The organism is Bradyrhizobium sp. CCBAU 11386 (assembly GCF_028128955.1).
In the GTDB taxonomy this organism is placed as follows: Bacteria; Pseudomonadota; Alphaproteobacteria; order Rhizobiales; family Xanthobacteraceae; genus Bradyrhizobium.
Map to the genome: position 1 here is coordinate 1 of NZ_LBKA01000168.1, position 17,645 is coordinate 17,645.

Sequence of the window (17,645 nt, forward strand, 5' to 3'; positions counted from 1 at the left end):
CAGCAGAATCGGCGACCTTATGCCGTGGCGCTTCCGTAAGGCGTCAAGCCAGCTTCAATAGGGCCCCGGCTGAGCGCTTACAGTGGGTTGTGCTCCAGGGGTATTTAAATTCGGGGGATTCTCATTTCTGAAATTGCTGAGCGAGGTCTGGCCGTCGACGTCGAGCGGATGGTTTCGGACGCTGACCTATTTCCACGCCGCGTTTACCTGGGGGTGCAAGTTTTGCGGGGATTCGCCGCCTTGCTTGTCGTCGTAGCCCATAATTCGCAAGTGCTCGCGCAACGCACGGGCTTTCACCAGGAGTTTTTGGCTGGTGAGAGCGGGGTCGACATTTTCTTTGCAATCAGCGGCTTTGTCATGGTGCTGGTAACCAGCAATTCCTGGGGCAAGCCGAACATTGCCGGCTCGTTTTTTGCGAGGAGAGTTATCAGGATCGTGCCACTGTACTGGGGCGTGACGTTCCTGAATGTCTTCTCATGCTCATTTTTCCGTTTCTTATCGTCAACACCGAACTCAGCTCGCTCCATCTCGCCATTTCATTGCTGTTCATTCCTGGCGTCTACCAGTTCCCGATCTTGCAGGTCGGGTGGACGCTTAATTTCGAGATGCTGTTCTATGTCTTGTTTGCGCTCACGCTACTACTGACCTCGAAGCCTGTGTTGTGGCTTTCTTCAGCACTCGCCTCACTGGTACTCGTTGGAGTGCTCGTCGGCAGGAATTGGGGAGTATTCTCTATTTTGGCTAGTCCAATGTTGTTGGAGTTTGTCTTTGGGATGATTGTTGGCCTGGCATCGGTCCGCGGAAAGTTCCTGCCGAAGGGCGCAGCGGTTGTGATCGGGCTAGTGTCTGTGACCGCACTATTTCTCAGCAACTTCAACGACAGCGCAGCGTCCTACCGGGTTTGGTTTTGGGGCGTGCCCGGGTGCGCCCTGCTTGCCTCGGTGGTGTCTCTCGAGGAGGACCTGCGTTTGCGGCAAATTGGCATGTTTGTTAAGCTCGGCGACGCCTCCTTCAGCCTGTATCTGATCCATGCCCTTGTAATCGGGGGCATCTGGGCAGCGGCCGCGAAGATCGTTTCGATGAATCTTCTCGTTACCGCAGCAATTTATGTGCTCGCGATTCTGGCTTGCGTGTGCATCGCGTGGGGCGTCCATAGGATGATCGAACTGCCAATTACCTCCTACGGATCAAAGCGACTTGCTGCGCGTCGGTGACCCTAAGTCCCGCACGCCGATACTTCGCTGCTAGGTTCAGCTAGGGACCTCCCGACGTCTGACAGATAGGTTCATGGCAATCTTCGAGCGGAGCGCTAGCGCGGGAGCCTCAATGGTATGCCATGACGCGGCGCTCACAGCTATTGTGAGCGGCGTAGCAATCGCAATTATCCCTAGCGGCGATATGCCTTCGAAGAGGCGGGCCACGAGTTGCTCGATCGGGAAGGCATAGATGTAAATGCCGTAGGAATAGTCGCCCAGACTGTTGAACGGATAGAGCACCTGCAAGGATCGAAAGCCGATGTTGAAGGTACAAAATGCGACCGAAAATAGCAGCAGTTCACGGTGGAATGGCGTATTGGCCGAAAGAACGGTGCAGAGCACGAGCATCGCGCAGATTGCAAGGTTGAGCGGCAGTCGGTCCCGATAGACATAGAATAGCATTCCGATGACGAAGGCCGGGCTCAAATCCAAAAGGTGACTCAGGAAATTGATGGCGCCTCGATGCACCCAGGTCGGAAAGACGCCGTTCAGCAATATGAGCTTCGCGACAACATACACGACAAAGTAGGCTGCAAAAAAGCCGATGCGTGCGGTTCTATTCTGCAGGATACCGAACACGGCCAGCATCGAGACCATCACGTAGCAGAGGACTTCATAAAAGAGCGTCCACAGGGAGCCGTTCACCAGCTCCGGAAATGGGTTGCTGGTAAATGCGCCGGGTAGCTCATATTGGACCCAGAGAAGCGACAGCCCGGATGGGACGTAGGAGTGGGTTCCGTGGCTTGAAAAATATGCCGCAATGCCCAGCGTCGACACACCCACGCCAAGCAGCGCGGTCAGCGACAACGAGACGAACAATCCGGGATAGATCCTCAGAAAACGCGCCGTCCAGAAATCGAGCGGGCTCGCGCTTCTGAGCGCGCTCTGGGTGATGAAATAGCCCGAGACGATAAAAAACACTATGACGGCGAGTGTTCCCAATCCACCGTGCATCCCGAGTTCTGCCTCAAAAGGTTGCACGGTGCGTGAACCCCAGGCAATCGGGTAGGCGTGAGAGACGAGTACCGCGAGCGCGGCGACGGCGCGAATGAAATTGAAGTTGTTGTCTCGATGCATCTAGGACAGCTCATTGCTTCCGCGAGGCGTGGCCTTGCAGATCCCTGTGATGCGTCGGCAAACCTATTCAGAACCTGGAGCATTTTTAGGGCGACGGATTTGCACGTCGACGAATTTTGGACGTTGGAGCCCGCCGCGCTTCCTGCGCAGATCTTCGCTGTTGCAGGGCGGCTAATCCATCGCTGTCAGGTTCAGGTCGAAATCTCGGGACGTCTGATGGACACGCCCAAGGCAATCTTCGAGCGCAGCAATAGCGCCGGCGCTTCAATTGTATGCCAGGACGCGGCGCTCACGGCTATTGTTATCGGCGTGGCAATCGCAACGATTCCCAGCGCCGATACGCCGTTAAAGAAGTAGGCAACGAGTTGCTCGATCGGGAAGGCATAGATGTACATGCCGTAGGAATAGTCGCCCAAATTGTTGAAGGGATACAGCGCCTGCAGGGATCGAAAGCCGATGTAGAACGTGCAAAAGGCAGCTGAAAACAGCAGCATCTCACGATAGAACGGCGTGTTGGCCGAAAATATCGTGCAAAGCACGAACACGACGCAGATCGTGAAGTTTAGCGGCAGGTGGTCTCTGTAGAGATAGAACAGCACTCCGATGACAAAGGCCGGAGTCAGTTCCAGAAGATGATTCAAGAAATTAATCGCTGTAGGACTCGCCCAAGCCGGAGTATGTCCAGTGAGCACCATCGCCTTCACGGCGACATACACGATCAGGTAGGCAGCGAAGAAACCGGCACGCCTGATCTTACATTGTAGAACGCCGAGCACTGCAAGTGCGGAGACCATTGCATAGCAAAGTACTTCGTAGAAGAGCGTCCATAATGAGCCGTTCACGACTTGCGGGAAAGGATTGCTGCCAAAGGCGCCAGGAAGCGAATACTGTATCCAGAGGAGTGACAGTCCGGCTGGCAGATAAGTGTAAGTTTCGCGGCTGGAAAAATAGTCAGCAAAGCTCAGAGCAGATACGCCAACGCCAAGCAAGGCAGTCAGCGACAGTGAGACGAACAGGCCCGGATAAATCCTTAAAAACCGCGCGATCCAAAAATCGAACGGGCCCTTGCTCCTCAGAGCACTCTGCGTGATGAAATAGCCGGAGACAATGAAGAAGATTATGACTGCAAATCTTCCTAGTGGTAGTCCCAGCGCCTCCTCGAACGGCTGCACGGTGCGAGAGCCCCAGGCGAGAGGGTAGGCGTGCGAGACGAGCACAGCGAGCGCGGCAACGGCACGGATAAAGTTGAAATTGTTATCTCGGTGCATCCATACAACTCGTTGCTTCTGCGGAGGCGTAGCGGTTCCGGCCCTTGTGACGTCTGCCTTCGCTAGGCCTTGGCAAACGTATTCAAGACCTGTTGCATTCTCGGGGCCACGGCTTTGAACGTGGACGAATTTTCGACGCTTGATCTTGCGGCACTTCCCAGTTTCCTGCGCAAATCTTCATCGTTCCAGAGCCGGGCAATTGCGTTTCGCAGGCCCTCGACGTCACCGGGCTCCACCAGGATTCCGGTTTCGCCGTCCTGAATGTAGTCGACGGTGCCAGGTGCTCGCGTCACGATGACCGGCCGTCCGAACATCATGGTCTCGAGGAAGCTGACCTGGCCGGAGGCGGCCTCGACCTCCTTCAGCGGGATCACGATCACATCGGCGGCGCGGCTCAGCTTGTGGCACTCCTCGAGCGGCAGGCCGCTTCTGTGCTCCACGAAGGCCGGCAGATGCACCTGCTCCATCGCCTTGGGCCCGGCGACGATAATCGTCCGGTAGCCCAGCGGAGTGAGGGCTTTCACCAGGCCGTCGTAATCACGGTTCGCGGTTCCCAGCGCCAGCACGAACGGTTCTGCGGTGCGGGCTGCGGGGGGCAGCGGCTTCAGCTGCACGGAAAGCGGAACATAGATGAATTTATCTCGCGGAAGGCGGAGCCATTTCGAGTAGATCTCGATTTCGGCGGTCGAATGCACGACGAAAACGTCGATAGCCTTCGCGGCGAAGCGGGCGAGGGCGCCTTTGAGCCCGCCATAGGTCGACCCGAGATTGAAGCACCATGCCACGATCGGCACGTTCGAGAACGTGAGACGCTTGATCAACCCGAGGCAAATCGGCAGTTGAGGAAAGCTGGTGAGGTAGCCGATCGAGGCATCGGTATTCGATGGCTTCTCGAACCACGCGCGGATGGCGTGCCTTGCGTAGTCGATCCACTCGCTCAAACCGGAGAGGCGGCGAGATCGATCGTGATCGTAGTCGCACGGGATGGCTTCAAAGATCAGGTTCGGATCGCGGATATGGGCGGGTATCCAGCCAACCTCCGTGCCGGGACTAAAGGGCGTCAGAACTTTCCAATGCATTGTCGGCTCAGGCTGGAATTGATGGGTTGCAACGAAGGATTGCGCTTCCTGGGAGAAGCGTTCCTGGATTTACGAAAAGTAGTCTTCCTTGGGCCATGCGCAGACGCGCAACAAGTACTGTCCGTAAGAGCTCTTGGCGATCGGCTCAGCGAGGCGTTCGAGCTGATTGACCGCGATCCAGCCCGAGCGATATGCGATCTCCTCAGGACAGCAGATCTTGTAGCCCTGTCGCTTTTCCAGCACGCGCACGAACTCGGCGGCTTCCAGCATGTTGTCGGGCGTGCCGGTATCGAGCCAGGCGAAGCCGCGCCCCATCCGTTCTACCCGCAAACGCTTCCGCTCGAGGTAGGCGCGGTTGACGTCGGTGATTTCCAGCTCACCGCGTTTCGATGGCTTTAGGTTGGCCGCGATGTCAACGACTTCGCGATCGTAGAAATAGAGCCCGGTGACCGCCCAGTTCGATCGCGGCTCGCGGGGTTTCTCCTCGATCGACACGGCGACGTTCCGCTGGTCAAATTCCACCACGCCGTAGGCCTGGGGATCGCTGACATGATAGGCGAATATGGTCGCGCCATCGACTTGCCGGTTGGCCCGCCGCAGCACCGGAACGAGGTCGTGGCCGTAGAAGAGATTGTCGCCGAGAACAAGCGCGGATGATTGGCCGGCGACGAAATCGGCTCCGATGATGTAGGCCTGCGCAAGCCCGTCGGGGCTCGGCTGCTCGGCATAGCTGAACGACATCCCCCATTTCGCGCCGTCGCCCAACAGTTGCTGGAACCTCGGCAGGTCGGACGGGGTAGAGATGATCAGAACGTCACGAATGCCGGCGAGCATCAAGACCGACAGCGGGTAATAGATCAACGGCTTGTCGTAGATCGGCAGCAGCTGTTTCGAAGCCGAAATGGTCATCGGGTGGAGGCGCGTGCCGCTGCCGCCGGCCAAAATGATTCCTTTGGTGATCGAAGTCATCTCACGACCCTTCCGCCTAGCGTCCGCTTGGTGCTGCGCCAAGAGCAGCGCTCAGTTTGGTCACGTCTCCCCAGACCGCCGGAGAGTCGTAGGGGCGCATCGGGAACTTGCCCCATTGCAGTTCAATGTCGAGGTTGTTCTCAGCGACGAACTTGGTGACCTTCGTCCGCAGCGAGGTCGGAGTACCCGAGCAACAATTGATCACGCCTGTGATCGCCGTTTGCGACGACACTTTGGCAATTTGCTCGGCGAGTTCGTCGATATCGATAAAGTCGCAGAGCAGCTCGCCGCTGTTGAGCGGGAACGTTTTCTGTCCTTCGTCAGCTGCCTTCAGAAGCTTGGCAAAGATCGAGTTGCTACGGCGATCGTCGCCGGTGATGTAGTAGCATCGCAGCCACTGGCTCACAGCGCCATGTTGGGCGCACAACCAGTCCTGCAGCTGGCGAAGATAGTTCTTGGCGATACCGTAGGGATGGCGCGGAGCAGCTGGCGTCATTTCAGTGACCGGCCCGATATGAAAGCCGATTTCGTGCACCGTTCCGGCGGTCACAAGATGTTTGAGGCCGCCGCGGAGCATCGTCTCAATGAATCGATGATGCTTGTCCACGTTGCTGAAGTGGGCGGGATTTGCGTGATCAAATCCGAATTCCCAGGCAAGGTGTATGCACACATCGGGGCTTCCGAGCCGCCGATAGAGGTCGGGATCACCCTCGAATATGTCCATCGTGATATGATTGGAAGCACTCCCGCTCGCGCCGGGAGGCCGCCATTCCACGGACAGGACCTCGTGTCCAGCTTTCTGCAACGCCGGCACAACGTGCGATCCGACGTATCCACCGCCGCCGGTAACTGCAAACTTCATCGCGTGCTTGCCTCCTGAAAATGAAAGCTTGGTCGAGCCAGACGCCGTTACTCAAGATCGCACCGCAGGTTGCGGTTAAATCGCTGCAACCCTAATCGAAAAAGGGGGGCAGAGCGCTCAATTTCGACCAGCGCGTGTCCTTTTCGGCGAGCAATGCTTTCTCACGCGGCACCGGCCAGTCGATCGCGAGATCGGGGTCGTCCCAGGCAAGTCCGCGCTCGTCCTTAGGCGACCAATAGTCGGTCACCTTGTAAAGGACAACCGTATCAGGCTCCAGCGTGCAATAGCCGTGGGCAAAACCGGCCGGCACCAGGATCTGCTTGCCATTCTCGGCCGAGAGCGTTTCGGCCACCCATTTCCCGAATGTCGGCGACGAGCGCCGGAGATCAACCGCGACGTCGAGCACGCTTCCACTCAACACACGGAGCAATTTAGCCTGTGCGGTGGGCGGGATCTGGAAGTGCAGGCCACGAATCGTGCCGGCCTCTTTCGAAGAAGCCTGATTGTCTTGAACGAAGTTCAGCGCGACGCCGTTCTCGAAAAAGCGGTTCTGGTTGTATGTCTCGGAGAAAACCCCGCGCGAATCGCCGAACGATTTGGGCGTGATGATCTTGACGGCTTCGATCGCGGTAGGGACGACGTTGAGCATGGCAGTTCCTGGACGCTAATTAGGCTTGGGCGGCGAGGCCAAGTCGCTCGCCTCGATAAGTTCCCGCCCTTACGCGTTCCCACCAGCTTTTGTTTTCGAGATACCATTGCACAGTTTGACGTAATCCGCTTTCAAAACTGTGCTTGGGCTTCCAGCCCAATTCGCGCGCTATCTTGGTAGCGTCGATGGCATAACGTGCGTCATGGCCCGGCCGATCCGCAACAAAAGTGATCAGCCGCTCACGAGGACCGATCGACGGATTGGGGGCCAATTCGTCGATCAATGCGCAAATCGCCTTGACGACCGCGATATTCGTGGCCTCATTGTGGCCGCCGATGTTGTAGCAATTGCCTGTGATGCCCTTTTGAGCAACGAGCAGAAGTGCCTCGGCGTGGTCATCCACATGCAGCCAGTCGCGGATGTTCTCGCCCTTTCCATAGACGGGAAGCGGCTTGCCTTCCAGCGCATTGATGATCGTCAACGGGATCAGCTTTTCGGGGAAATGATAGGGACCGTAGTTGTTCGAGCAGTTGGTGATCAGGACCGGCAGGCCATACGTGTGATGCCAGGCGCGAACAAGATGATCGGACGCCGCCTTGGAGGCGGAATAGGGTGAATTGGGCTGATAGGGCGTTTCCTCATGAAAATACCCGGTCGGCCCCAGCGATCCAAAGACTTCGTCGGTCGAGATGTGATGAAAACGAAAGCCGTCCTTGCGTTGTGGCGGGAGCTTCCGCCAATGGTCGAGTGCGGCCTGAAGCAGCGAGAACGTCCCAACCACGTTGGTCTGGATAAATTCGCCGGGCCCGTCGATTGATCGGTCGACGTGGCTCTCGGCGGCAAGGTGCATGACGACGTCGGGCGAGAACTCGGCGAGAATGCGCCGCATGGCCGTTAGGTCTGCAATATCGGCGCGCTCGAAGCGATATCTCGAGCTGGCGGAGACCGGTCGAAGCGAATCCAGATTGCCGGCGTAGGTTAGCTTGTCCACGACCAGGACTTCATTCGTCGTGGTTTCGACAAGCCGACGGACAACCGCGGATCCGATAAACCCCGCACCACCTGTGACAAGAAATCTCTTCACTGCTCTATGCGCATCCGACGGTGAATCCAGAGCTACGGATAGTTCCATTTTGATCTCGGTCAAACAACTCGCAGTCCTTACCGGGCAAATCTGTGGCGCGTGCCCAAGAAAAATCCCGCGTGCTCAAATTTCGACCGCAAACAGTCCAAGCTAAGGGCAGATGCAAAGGCAGATTATGCGCCCGAGTTCAGACTGTATTGTCTTCGCAAAATCCGAGCAAGGCGTTTTTACCCGCATAGCTAATATGACAATTTCATCTCGGTTGCCGCGCCCTCCTCGGAGCCCAGAATTATTGGTTACCGCAAGTGCTACGCGAAGCCTCTCTTCTGCAGGATGCCGGCCGATCAGTGACTGGGGTTCTCCTGCAGAAGAGAGGCTTCGCCAGTTTCGCTGGGAGGTGATGATGTGTGACAGATGGATTGAGAGTAGAACGTTCTAGGCGACAGTCCTGGGCGTGCCGATGCCTGCAACAACATCAACGCTTGACAACGTGGTTGGCAGTTTTCGACATCATGGCCCACCGTGAAGAACATCGCATACCCAGTCCATTGCCGCTACGAGGTGAAATTTGATGCGAACCCTGCTCAGAACAGCCGCGTTTTTCCTAATGTCATCGCCCGCGGCGACAATCGCAGGCGGAACCTGCCTGCTGCATCCGGAACCATTCAAGCTGCAATCGGACACGGTCCACTGGTCGATGAAAATCGCGTCGGGCGGTGAGTGTATCCAGGGCCTGCGCTGGTCGACGATCATGATCGACAATATCACGATCACGGAACAGCCCAAAGCAGGGCGGCTGATGATTCAAGGTCCTTCGTTCCGATACTTTTCCAATCCTGGCGGCACGGCAGCGATTCGTTCAAGCTGTCCATCACAGGAATTTCGATGCATGTCGCGGGGAGTTCGTCGATCGAGGTCGAGGTGATCTCACAATGAATTTCTAATGGAGAAGATTTTGCCCGAGTGATTGTGAACGGTCCCCTCAACCTTCACCAAACAATCGTCGTATTAGCGGCCCAAGGTCGCGCGAAGATCGAACGTCTATTCGCGCCGATTTGCGGGGAGCTGCCGTGTCACTTGATCAGTCCGTGCAAGCGGTGCCCGATGCCGCAGATGCCCAAGCGCACCCAGCGCGCGTCGAACAGGCTGTCGCGATCGGATTTCTTGCTACTGTGTCAGTCGTGATGATCGGCTGGCTTTATGTCTTGGCTGTCGCCACATGCAACAGCATTAGCTGGAGCATCAGCTGGCTTTTTTCCTAGTTGGACGATTCACTCACGATCTACTCGCAATAGTTGTATTTCCGCTGCGTCAGGCAGGAGGGTTCGTTTAGCTATTAGCTGGCGGGTTGATACGATTGTGATTGGGTTGGCAAACCGGGACCGATGGAACCTAGGAACAGCACGTCCCTGACCATCCAGCGAGATAGGTCGAGTTTCAGGATTGAGAAACGAGGTCGTAGAGCCTTTCAAGCTCGCGAGTGCGCTTTGATAGATCAAAATTCTCCTTCACGTACTCAACAGCTCGAGCGGACATCTGGTCAACGATGTCATCACGCGTGAGCAGCTCGATCAATCGGTGACCGAGTCCTGCAACGTTGCGTTCGGGGAAACAGTAGCCCGTGACACCGTCGAGCATCCCTTCCTCAGCTCCGCCTCGTGCCGACGTGATCACGGGTACCCCGGCGGCTTGTGCTTCCAGCAGGACCAGTCCGAATCCCTCCGCGTCCCCGTTGCGAGCGGTCACGCTTGGAAGACAGAATACGCGAGCCGCATCGATCGCTCGCTTGACATAAGACGAATCTTGGGCGCCACAGAATTCCGCTGTCACGTTTAGCGTGGTCGCGAGCGCTTCAAGCTCTTTCCGGAGAGGGCCATCTCCTATGATGATGGCTCTTGATCCTGGCACCTGCGCGCAAACCTTGGACATCGCCTGGATCAGGTATTCGCAACCCTTCTTTTCAACTAGGCGTCCGACGAAGAGAACATCCTTGCGCCGTCGGCTAATCGGAGTTGGCCCTGGCGCAAAATTGTTGGCATCAATTCCGATATATTGGACGGAGATCTTTTCTGGTGCGATTCCAAACTGGATGGCCTGTCTGCGGAGCGCTTCCGAGACGGCAATGAAATGGACCTCCTTCTGTCTTGCTAATGACAGAACGCGGCGCGGATAGAAGCGCATCTTGAACCCACCGTTTCCGCGCTCCCACCATTCGCGATCGGTATTGATGTCATATCCATGGAGGGTCACCAACATAGGTACTCGAAGGGCTTTCGCAACGGGCCAGGCATCAAGCGCATCCGTTGCAAAATGAGCATGCAGCAATCGGACATGATCCGATTGCAGGAGCGCTTTGCTCCGGCTTGGGAGATGTCCCAGGGCCGCCGCAATCTTCCACGAGACCCTCGCTCCGAAAGTCGCAGATGCAGGACCGATGGTTCGGACCTCGAGATTTTCCAATCCCAGCTGGGTGGCGAGCCGGCGTCCGACCAGTATCGGACGCCATTCCTTCAACGCGATGCTCTGGTGCTTTATGAAAGTCTCCGATAGCGGCAGGAGATCGTTCCGGTAGACCAAAACGACTTTTTGACTATCCATGCGTAAACTCATCTCGATCACGATCGAACTGGCCGTTGAACACGCGAACTCCGTTCACAATAATGTACGCGGATCAGGGTTCGTCAACCACGAGTGAGCCGCACGGCGGAAAACCGCGGTGAAATGCCATGACCGATCGATGCAGGCCGGCTGTCGGACAACGCTCGTCCTGAAGACGATCATTCTGAAGAGGAAGCGCCAAGGGAAATCACCGAGCCCAACTGCGTGGCCTGTGACGGTACTTGCGTGCGCAGTGCGGCTGTTTCGCGCTCAGCGCGACGGGTTGGTCCGGTTGCTGTTTAGATTCGGGTTGGCGGAAACAGCCGGCGGAACTCCCTGTCCGATGGGATTGCTGAACGGATTGTTGCTCGGTTGAGTGGCCACTGGCGTTCGCGGTCGGGTGGTGTAGGCCTGCGACCGGTTCCTGTTTTGTTGTGTGCCTTGCGCAAATGCCGGCCCGGCAAGCGAAATTACGGTCGCGATGATCACTAGGGGTTTGAGGCGCATCGTTTCCTCCACGAAAGTGCGGATCACGAAAGGACCCCGCTCTTGCACAGCTAGGCGCGGAACCCCCTCTTAGGAAGAGGTCATGGTTTCTTGCAGTTGGCGTAGAAGGTGCCGTTGGTGGTGACGATCCGCTCGATGCACTGACGAGGATCACTGACGTCGCCGGCCACGCTGAAATAGTAGGCCTGCGTCTTTAGGATCAGCGCGTAACGCCCTGGCGGCAGCTCCAGGGTCGGATCCTCGCTGTGGAGCTCGTACATCTCCGGATTGTCCGGAATTGGTGCGGCCCGGAACGGATAGGCGAAGTTGCGGATGATCGCGGCGTCGTCGTTGTCGCCCGGTTGCTTGCCCGTCGCCTCGGCGGAGAACTCCCTTGCGACCTTGGCGACAACGCGCACCTCGGCGCGCGCCAGGACGTTGTTGACGGCATCGCGCCGGAACACGATGAACTTTGGATGACCATCCGGCAGGGCGGCCTGATTGGGCACCTTGAAGGCCGCCGAGACCTGAACCCTGAGGTCGGGCGGTCGGCCCGGCAGCAGTTGCAGCTCGGCGAGCGATTTGTCGTCGACCACGGCATAGACGCCGTAATCGGTAGGACGGAGCGGGTTTGGTTTTGGAGGGAATGCCGCGGGCGCCACGGCGGCCGGCGCTGCGGGTGCCGTCGTGGCGACCTGCCGGTCCTGGTGCGCGAGAGGGTTGACCAGCGAGGCGGCCAGCCGTTCTCGCTGCTGGATGGCTAACCCGATGACCCCGGCAAGGAGTAGCAGCACGGCCGCGCGCCCAGTCACCGACCACTGCGGATGACGCGCTTTGGCGAAGCCGCGGTCGATATCGAGTTCGGAGTGGGATGATGCAGGTGGGAGCTCCCGGGCCCTCAGCAGATGCGGAGGGGGCGGGTTATAGACGGGGAGGGCTGCTGCTGGTGCCGGCGCGGCCGGCGGCGGCCGGTCGACCGGCTGCCGAGAGAATTCCTCGACGCCACGAATGGCGGCCTCCAGCGCCTGTTTCGACCGGTTCACGTCCTTGGCGTCGGCAAGGGTAAACTGCTCCTCGAGCTTGTAGCGGGCGAGATCATAGACGACCTGGCGCATATGCTCCGGATGGTTCTTCACGGTCTCGAGCATGCGCGTGATGACCAGCGCGAACTGGACTTCATTGGAAGCCGGCTCGGCCGTATCATCGTCACCGGGGCGCAGGTCTCTCGAATTCATCTTCGTCCAATTCGTCTCGGTCGAGCCACGGCGCCTTCGATCTCCTCGACATGCAACATTGGCCGGAAATGCACAGAATGGCAGCTTGCCGCCCCCTTTCAAAGAGGGATATTCGGAGGGTTAACTCATTCGATTCTACCATGCGAGAAGGGAGGAACAATGTTCGTCAGATTGAAGTTTGCGGCTGCCGCGCTTGGGGTGATTTGCCTTGCCGGCGCTACAGTTCCGGATCGCGCATCGGCGATCACCGCCGAACTCGCGCGAACCTGTAAGGCGCTGACCTCCAAGGAATTCCCGCCGCGCAAGCCCGGCAATCCGGCGGCAGGAAGCAGCAAAGGATCGGGACGCGACCAGCAGGCCTTTTTCGACAAGTGCATAGCCAATAACGGAAAGGTCGACGACGGCAGCAAGTAGGCGCCGCGCTGGGCCGGTCACTATGACATGTCTTGCTCGTCGCGGTTCCTTCGTGAAGGGGAGGCATGCGAGACCGCCGCTCGTTGATCAGAGCTTTTGATGCTAGCATGAACGTTGGCTGGGAAGATCCTCCATAAGGTTTGACTGATGGAAGAAATCAAGACGCGCTTCCGGGCCGACATTGAGGGGCTCAGAGCTGTTGCAGTTCTATCTGTCATAGGCTTTCACTACGGCGTCCCGCGAATGACCGGTGGCTTCGTCGGCGTGGACATATTCTTTGTCATATCCGGTTATCTGATCTCTCAATTGCTGCTTAAAGAGATTAGTGCAACCAAAACACTCGACTTTGTCAGATTCTACGGCCGGCGCGCCAAGAGGCTCCTCCCGGCCTCGCTATTCATGACAATCGCCACACTTCTCGTTGGCTATATGACCCTCGCACCCTTTGAGCAAATCGAGGTTGCGAAATCGGCGCAGGCCTCCGCTCTTTACGCGACGAACGTCTGGCTTCTTCATCGCGCGATGAACTACTTCTCGCCGGAGAGCTCTCTCAACCCTTTTCTCCACTCATGGTCGCTTTCCGTAGAAGAGCAATTCTACCTTGTGTGGCCTGCCTTTCTTCTTGTGGCGAGCCGCTTTGGCCGAAGGGCTCTCGTCGTGGCTATGCTGCTTCTGACCGCGGGCTCGTTCCTTGGCTGCCTTTATCTGACTTATACGAAACAGGCGTGGGCCTTCTACTTTTCGCCAGCACGCGCTTGGGAATTCGGCGCAGGCGCGCTTGTAGCTATCAGTCCTGCCGCAAATTGGGCGCGAAAGTCCGGTTCGGGCGCGGTCATCGGTTGGGCCGCGTTTGCGGCCCTGATCATCTCGTGTTTTGCGATCAACGAGTTTTTCTCATTTCCGGGAGTCGTCGCAATAATCCCGGTCTTGGCAACCGCTTTGTTGCTGCTTACGGGAGAAAATGCCGCCGGCCCCTCTATGCTTCTTACGACCGCCCCGTTTCAGTTTTTCGGAACTCGTTCTTACGCCATGTACCTCTGGCATTGGCCGATTGCGGTGCTTGGATCGGTTTTTGTAAGCGTCAATGCGGCTACCTACAGTGCTTTCTTCGTGCTTACCGTGGTCCTCGCCTCGTTCAGTTATTCCTGGCTCGAGCACCCCATTCGAGCGAGCCGCTGGCTGGCCGAAGGTTCGGTACGCGCGATCGGCTTGGGTGGCGCGCTTACGGTGGTCGGAGCCGTGTCCGGGCTGCTCTCGTTGGTCATCGCACATCAGGCTGCCGACCCGGCACAAGCCAAGATCATCAGCGCGACCTCGAAATTCTCGGTCTCTAACGAAGCCGGCTGCATTGTAGGTTTCACGACGGACAAGCCGCTCCGCTGCGTGTTCGGCGCTCAAGATTATCGCAAGACAATCGTGCTCTTCGGCGATTCTCATGCAGATCAGTGGACTACGGCGCTTGCTGGCATCGCAGAGCAACACGGCTGGCGGCTTGTCACCTACCTGAAGGCGTCCTGCTCGGTCGCCGAAATCCCCGTCTATAACATGCGGCTACGGCGGTTCTCTCCAGAGTGTGCAAGGTGGCGACAGGAGGCAATCGCACAGATCGCCAACGATCATCCTGATGCGGTGCTGGTCGCACAATTCTCTGCAGGCTATGTAAAAGGCCCCTTCACGAACCTCGGCTCCAATGCCGTGGATGTCGATACATGGGAGCACGGCGTTCGAACGGCGCTCAAGGAGCTGACTACATCGAGCCCCAACGTGGTCATTCTACGCGACAACCCGACCCCCTATCATCCCGTTGGAAATTGCCTTGCTCGTGCCGAGTGGCGTGGTGTCCCGCTGAATGCATGTAACCGCGACCTCGCACAGACGACGAGCCAGCCGGTCTTGCTCGCCGAACAACGCGCGGCCGCCTCTTTCGATACAGCACGTATGGTCGATCTGACGCCGGCAATCTGCAGTGGCGCCGTCTGCCCCGCTGTTCGCGACGGCGTGATTGTCTATCGTGACGCAAATCACCTGACAGTCGACTTTACCCTCGTATTGAAGGACGAGCTGGAGAGCTCACTCACGGCAGCTTTCTGAATCGAGGCATGGACGAGCAGAGGTTTGATATTGCTTCGTCCACACATCGAATTTCTTAGGGTCGCGGACGCTTAGCCGCAGGCTGGAGGCGGAGAGAGAGCCCCAGTGCGCGGGCTTTGCGGTGAACTTCGCCTGCTGATCTTCCAAGTTCAATTGCTATCTGTGTTGCGCGCCGCTTCTGGGCTAGCGCCTTGAGACGAGCGATCTCTTCATCAGTCCAACGGCGCATTTTCGCCACCGCGTTACACATGCATCGATGCAACTCTGCTCTCGTTGGAATCGTTCCCTGCTCTCAATCGGATGCACCAGCGGCGGGATCGGTCAGCAAGCATCTATCGCCTGATGCTCTTTTCCGGTATGGGTGGACGAGTGAGTGGCAGCACGAGGCAAATGAGGAAGATCTTGTCGAAATTCCCTGCGCGAAAATTGTGCATATTCGCGAGCTGGCTGGCCCTTGCCTATATTGCCTACGCCACGTTGTCGCCGATCACCGAACGTCCGATTGTAGCCGATCCTCAGCTTGAGCACTTCGCAGCCTTCGCACTGCTGGGAGTCGCCTTTGGATTGAGCTATCAGAACCGAGTGGTGCTTGCCTTTGTCATTGTTATCGGTAGCTCGTTCAGTCTCGAAGCACTTCAATTGATGACGCCTGATCGCCACGGACGTCTTGCCGATGCCTTGGTGAAGTCTGCGGGTGGACTGTGTGGGTTAGTCATCGCCCAGTTGGCAATGCTGGTTCTGCGCAACTGGATATCTCGATCCAAGAGATCGGTGCGATCTGGGGAGGTGGCGGGTTAGCAATCGTCGGCGGAAGTCCCACGAAATCCACTCACCTCTCAAGCCAGAGTAGACCGAGATCGGTGTCACCAAGCAAGTTCACTTCACATAAGAGTTAGGATCGTCCAACAGATACGGCTTCCGGCCTCAATTTCTCCAACAGCAGAGGGGGGCCATGGCGGCCGGGTGGAAGCGGAGCTGAGGCATCGATCACTGGCACTAGCAAAACAAGAATTCGAGCGGGTATACTTGGTGCTCGGACCGCTCATTCGAGCCGGATTAGCCCGTACCCCATGAGACGTATGTGAAGGTCACAATCCATCTTGCCCTGCTGGCCTGCTTGCTTATTCCAACCAGTGTCCCAGCAGGCCCGAGCGCCGAAGTAGCTCGACGGTGCATGCGTTATTCCTACGTCGCCTATCCCTATCATCGGCCGGGTGCGGTGCGCATGAGCGGCGACCGTCAGGCTTATTTCAAAAACTGCATGGAGAAGATGGGCAACGTCCCCGTGCCGGAACAGCCTGTATCCGCTCAAGGCAAATCGTAGGGCTCGTCTGCGCCGTTAAGGCCGGTTCATTTGAAGGCCTTGCCGTCGTCAATGTTGCCGGCATGGGCGATACATTCGTTTGCGCGCACCGTGACCCTTCTGCACAGCCGGCGACCAGGTTGCGCGGTCCTAGGAAGAACTGTTTGTCATCAATGCGCTGCATTTGCGAGCGGGTGCAAAAACCGCGTGCAAATTGGCCTTTCTTTGGACATATCGGGCATCTTGGTCAACCCGGGGAGGGCGTGAGGCGGATGGGTCGGGGTTTGGCCAGCTTTGGGACTTTTCCTTAACATAGCCGCAAAGTGGTTTTGATGTACCAATCGGGGCGGTTCTGGAGTTCGCTTGGATGCCTTTCGGCATGAGCCGGCGGCGAGCCAATTCGCCGCTTCATGGGAGCCCGACAACGCCCCCACGCCCAGGATTGCAGTCCACAATCAATGCCCTCGCTGACCAATTGGAAGTCAGGACGTGGGCCAGCGGAGTGATGTCCCCGGAAAGAATCTGGGGCAACGTCATGCTCGCAGCGGCGGTGTTCGTTGCGGTCGCAGCAATCGCACAGTTTCCGGACATTTTCGACAAGCCAGTTACCGGTGCCTTCAACCAGCTTGTAGGCCGGTGGAAGACTTTCGATCGATTGGTCTTCGCGGTGTTTTCCTACCCTACCTACTCAGGCGTCATACTGACGGCGGCGATCTGGTCCTGCTGGTTCGCGACGGACACCGACGAGCCCCGCTCACGCATCTTGATCGGGTTGGCGAGCGCATACTGCGCGGGTACGATAAGCCGAATGCTGCAACATCTTTTATCGATCCATCCCCGGCCTTTCTACGATCGCACAATCAATTTTAGGATCCCTGCAGAACTCGAACAATCGCTCAATACTTGGAATTCTTTCCCAAGCGACCACGTCACGGTTTTCGCGGCGCTCGTCACTTTAGCGTACATCGTTCGATATAAGTGGACGTTTTGGTTAGCAATCTTCACGGCAATCGTCGAACTTCCGCGTATATATGTTGGTGCGCACTACCCCTCGGACTTAATCGCCGGGGCCGCCTTGGGCGCTATGGCCATATGGCTTGCCCAAAGTCTGCCAGTTCTTTCGTTTTGTAGTCCAGCATTGAACTGGGAACGCAGGTCGCCGGCGTACTTTTATCCGGTTGCCTTTTTCGTGAGCTATCAAGTGGCTACACTGTTCGCGGACATACGGTTGCGGATTCCGATGATCTCGCCCGGGTGTACCGATTTGATCTCGC

18 protein-coding genes and 1 pseudogene are annotated in these 17,645 nt (G+C 57.4%); 9 read left to right on the plus strand and 10 right to left on the minus strand.

The genetic code is table 11. The features are described 5' to 3' along the window. Positions 1 to 168 precede the first annotated feature (168 nt). Both XI09_RS46105 and XI09_RS10890 read left to right on the plus strand, forming a co-directional pair. Positions 169 to 456: pseudogene (locus XI09_RS46105) on the plus strand (acyltransferase family protein); the annotation flags it as partial. Between the two features lie 20 nt (positions 457 to 476). Further along, positions 477 to 1,214: an acyltransferase family protein gene (locus XI09_RS10890; RefSeq protein ID WP_271566830.1), complete on the plus strand. Its 738-nt coding sequence runs from the start codon at positions 477 to 479 to the stop codon at positions 1,212 to 1,214. Between the two features lie 36 nt (positions 1,215 to 1,250). On the opposite strand, the gene XI09_RS10895 is transcribed toward XI09_RS10890, so the two are convergent. From XI09_RS10895 to rfbB, 7 genes are all read right to left on the minus strand, one after another. Further along, positions 1,251 to 2,333 carry an acyltransferase family protein gene (locus XI09_RS10895; protein ID WP_271566831.1) on the minus strand — a complete coding sequence of 361 codons (1,083 nt, stop codon included), beginning with the start codon at positions 2,331 to 2,333 and terminating at the stop codon, positions 1,251 to 1,253. Between the two features lie 191 nt (positions 2,334 to 2,524). After that, positions 2,525 to 3,601, minus strand: a complete 1,077-nt coding sequence (locus tag XI09_RS10900) for an acyltransferase family protein (RefSeq protein WP_271566832.1) — start codon at positions 3,599 to 3,601, stop codon at positions 2,525 to 2,527. A 62-nt stretch (positions 3,602 to 3,663) separates the two neighbouring features. Continuing rightward, entirely contained in the window at positions 3,664 to 4,395 is a 732-nt protein-coding gene (locus XI09_RS10905; RefSeq protein WP_271566833.1) for a glycosyltransferase family 4 protein, read from the minus strand. Between the two features lie 354 nt (positions 4,396 to 4,749). Further along, positions 4,750 to 5,649 carry a glucose-1-phosphate thymidylyltransferase RfbA gene (gene rfbA / locus XI09_RS10910; protein WP_271566846.1) on the minus strand — a complete coding sequence of 300 codons (900 nt, stop codon included), beginning with the start codon at positions 5,647 to 5,649 and terminating at the stop codon, positions 4,750 to 4,752. 16 nt (positions 5,650 to 5,665) lie between these two features. Then, positions 5,666 to 6,511: an NAD-dependent epimerase/dehydratase family protein gene (locus tag XI09_RS10915; RefSeq protein WP_271566834.1), complete on the minus strand. Its 846-nt coding sequence runs from the start codon at positions 6,509 to 6,511 to the stop codon at positions 5,666 to 5,668. A gap of 91 nt (positions 6,512 to 6,602) precedes the next feature. Further along, the gene (gene rfbC / locus XI09_RS10920) at positions 6,603 to 7,160 is read right to left on the minus strand and encodes a dTDP-4-dehydrorhamnose 3,5-epimerase (RefSeq protein ID WP_271566835.1); all 558 of its coding nucleotides are present in this window, start codon (positions 7,158 to 7,160) and stop codon (positions 6,603 to 6,605) included. Between the two features lie 19 nt (positions 7,161 to 7,179). After that, positions 7,180 to 8,292 carry a dTDP-glucose 4,6-dehydratase gene (gene rfbB, locus XI09_RS10925; protein ID WP_271566847.1) on the minus strand — a complete coding sequence of 371 codons (1,113 nt, stop codon included), beginning with the start codon at positions 8,290 to 8,292 and terminating at the stop codon, positions 7,180 to 7,182. A gap of 523 nt (positions 8,293 to 8,815) precedes the next feature. Between rfbB and XI09_RS10930 the strand changes: the two genes are divergently transcribed. Together XI09_RS10930 and XI09_RS10935 are read left to right on the plus strand one after the other, a co-directional pair. Further along, a complete protein-coding gene (locus XI09_RS10930; RefSeq protein WP_271566836.1) occupies positions 8,816 to 9,169 on the plus strand; it encodes a hypothetical protein in 354 nt (117 codons plus the stop codon). A gap of 145 nt (positions 9,170 to 9,314) precedes the next feature. Continuing rightward, complete coding sequence (locus XI09_RS10935) at positions 9,315 to 9,506, plus strand: hypothetical protein (RefSeq protein ID WP_271566837.1); 192 nt, start codon at positions 9,315 to 9,317, stop codon at positions 9,504 to 9,506. 175 nt (positions 9,507 to 9,681) lie between these two features. On the opposite strand, the gene XI09_RS10940 is transcribed toward XI09_RS10935, so the two are convergent. From XI09_RS10940 to XI09_RS10950, 3 genes are all read right to left on the minus strand, one after another. Continuing rightward, positions 9,682 to 10,842, minus strand: a complete 1,161-nt coding sequence (locus tag XI09_RS10940) for a glycosyltransferase (RefSeq protein WP_271566838.1) — start codon at positions 10,840 to 10,842, stop codon at positions 9,682 to 9,684. Between the two features lie 270 nt (positions 10,843 to 11,112). Continuing rightward, entirely contained in the window at positions 11,113 to 11,349 is a 237-nt protein-coding gene (locus XI09_RS10945) for a hypothetical protein (RefSeq protein WP_271566839.1), read from the minus strand. 80 nt (positions 11,350 to 11,429) lie between these two features. Then, positions 11,430 to 12,563 (minus strand): hypothetical protein, encoded by a 1,134-nt coding sequence (locus XI09_RS10950; RefSeq protein WP_271566840.1) that lies wholly within the window; start codon positions 12,561 to 12,563, stop codon positions 11,430 to 11,432. 159 nt (positions 12,564 to 12,722) lie between these two features. Here XI09_RS10950 and XI09_RS10955 point away from each other — a divergent pair, with 159 nt between their 5' ends. The 5 genes from XI09_RS10955 to XI09_RS10975 form a co-directional block, all read left to right on the plus strand. Next, complete coding sequence (locus XI09_RS10955) at positions 12,723 to 12,977, plus strand: hypothetical protein (protein WP_271566841.1); 255 nt, start codon at positions 12,723 to 12,725, stop codon at positions 12,975 to 12,977. Positions 12,978 to 13,124: 147 nt separating this feature from the next. Continuing rightward, a complete protein-coding gene (locus XI09_RS10960) occupies positions 13,125 to 15,068 on the plus strand; it encodes an acyltransferase family protein (RefSeq protein WP_271566842.1) in 1,944 nt (647 codons plus the stop codon). Between the two features lie 342 nt (positions 15,069 to 15,410). Further along, positions 15,411 to 15,866, plus strand: coding sequence for a VanZ family protein (locus XI09_RS10965; protein WP_271566843.1), 456 nt, complete (start codon positions 15,411 to 15,413; stop codon positions 15,864 to 15,866). Positions 15,867 to 16,149: 283 nt separating this feature from the next. Beyond that, complete coding sequence (locus XI09_RS10970; protein ID WP_271566844.1) at positions 16,150 to 16,392, plus strand: hypothetical protein; 243 nt, start codon at positions 16,150 to 16,152, stop codon at positions 16,390 to 16,392. Positions 16,393 to 16,906: 514 nt separating this feature from the next. Continuing rightward, positions 16,907 to 17,645: phosphatase PAP2 family protein (locus tag XI09_RS10975; protein ID WP_271566845.1), on the plus strand; the 739-nt coding region annotated here is incomplete at its 3' end.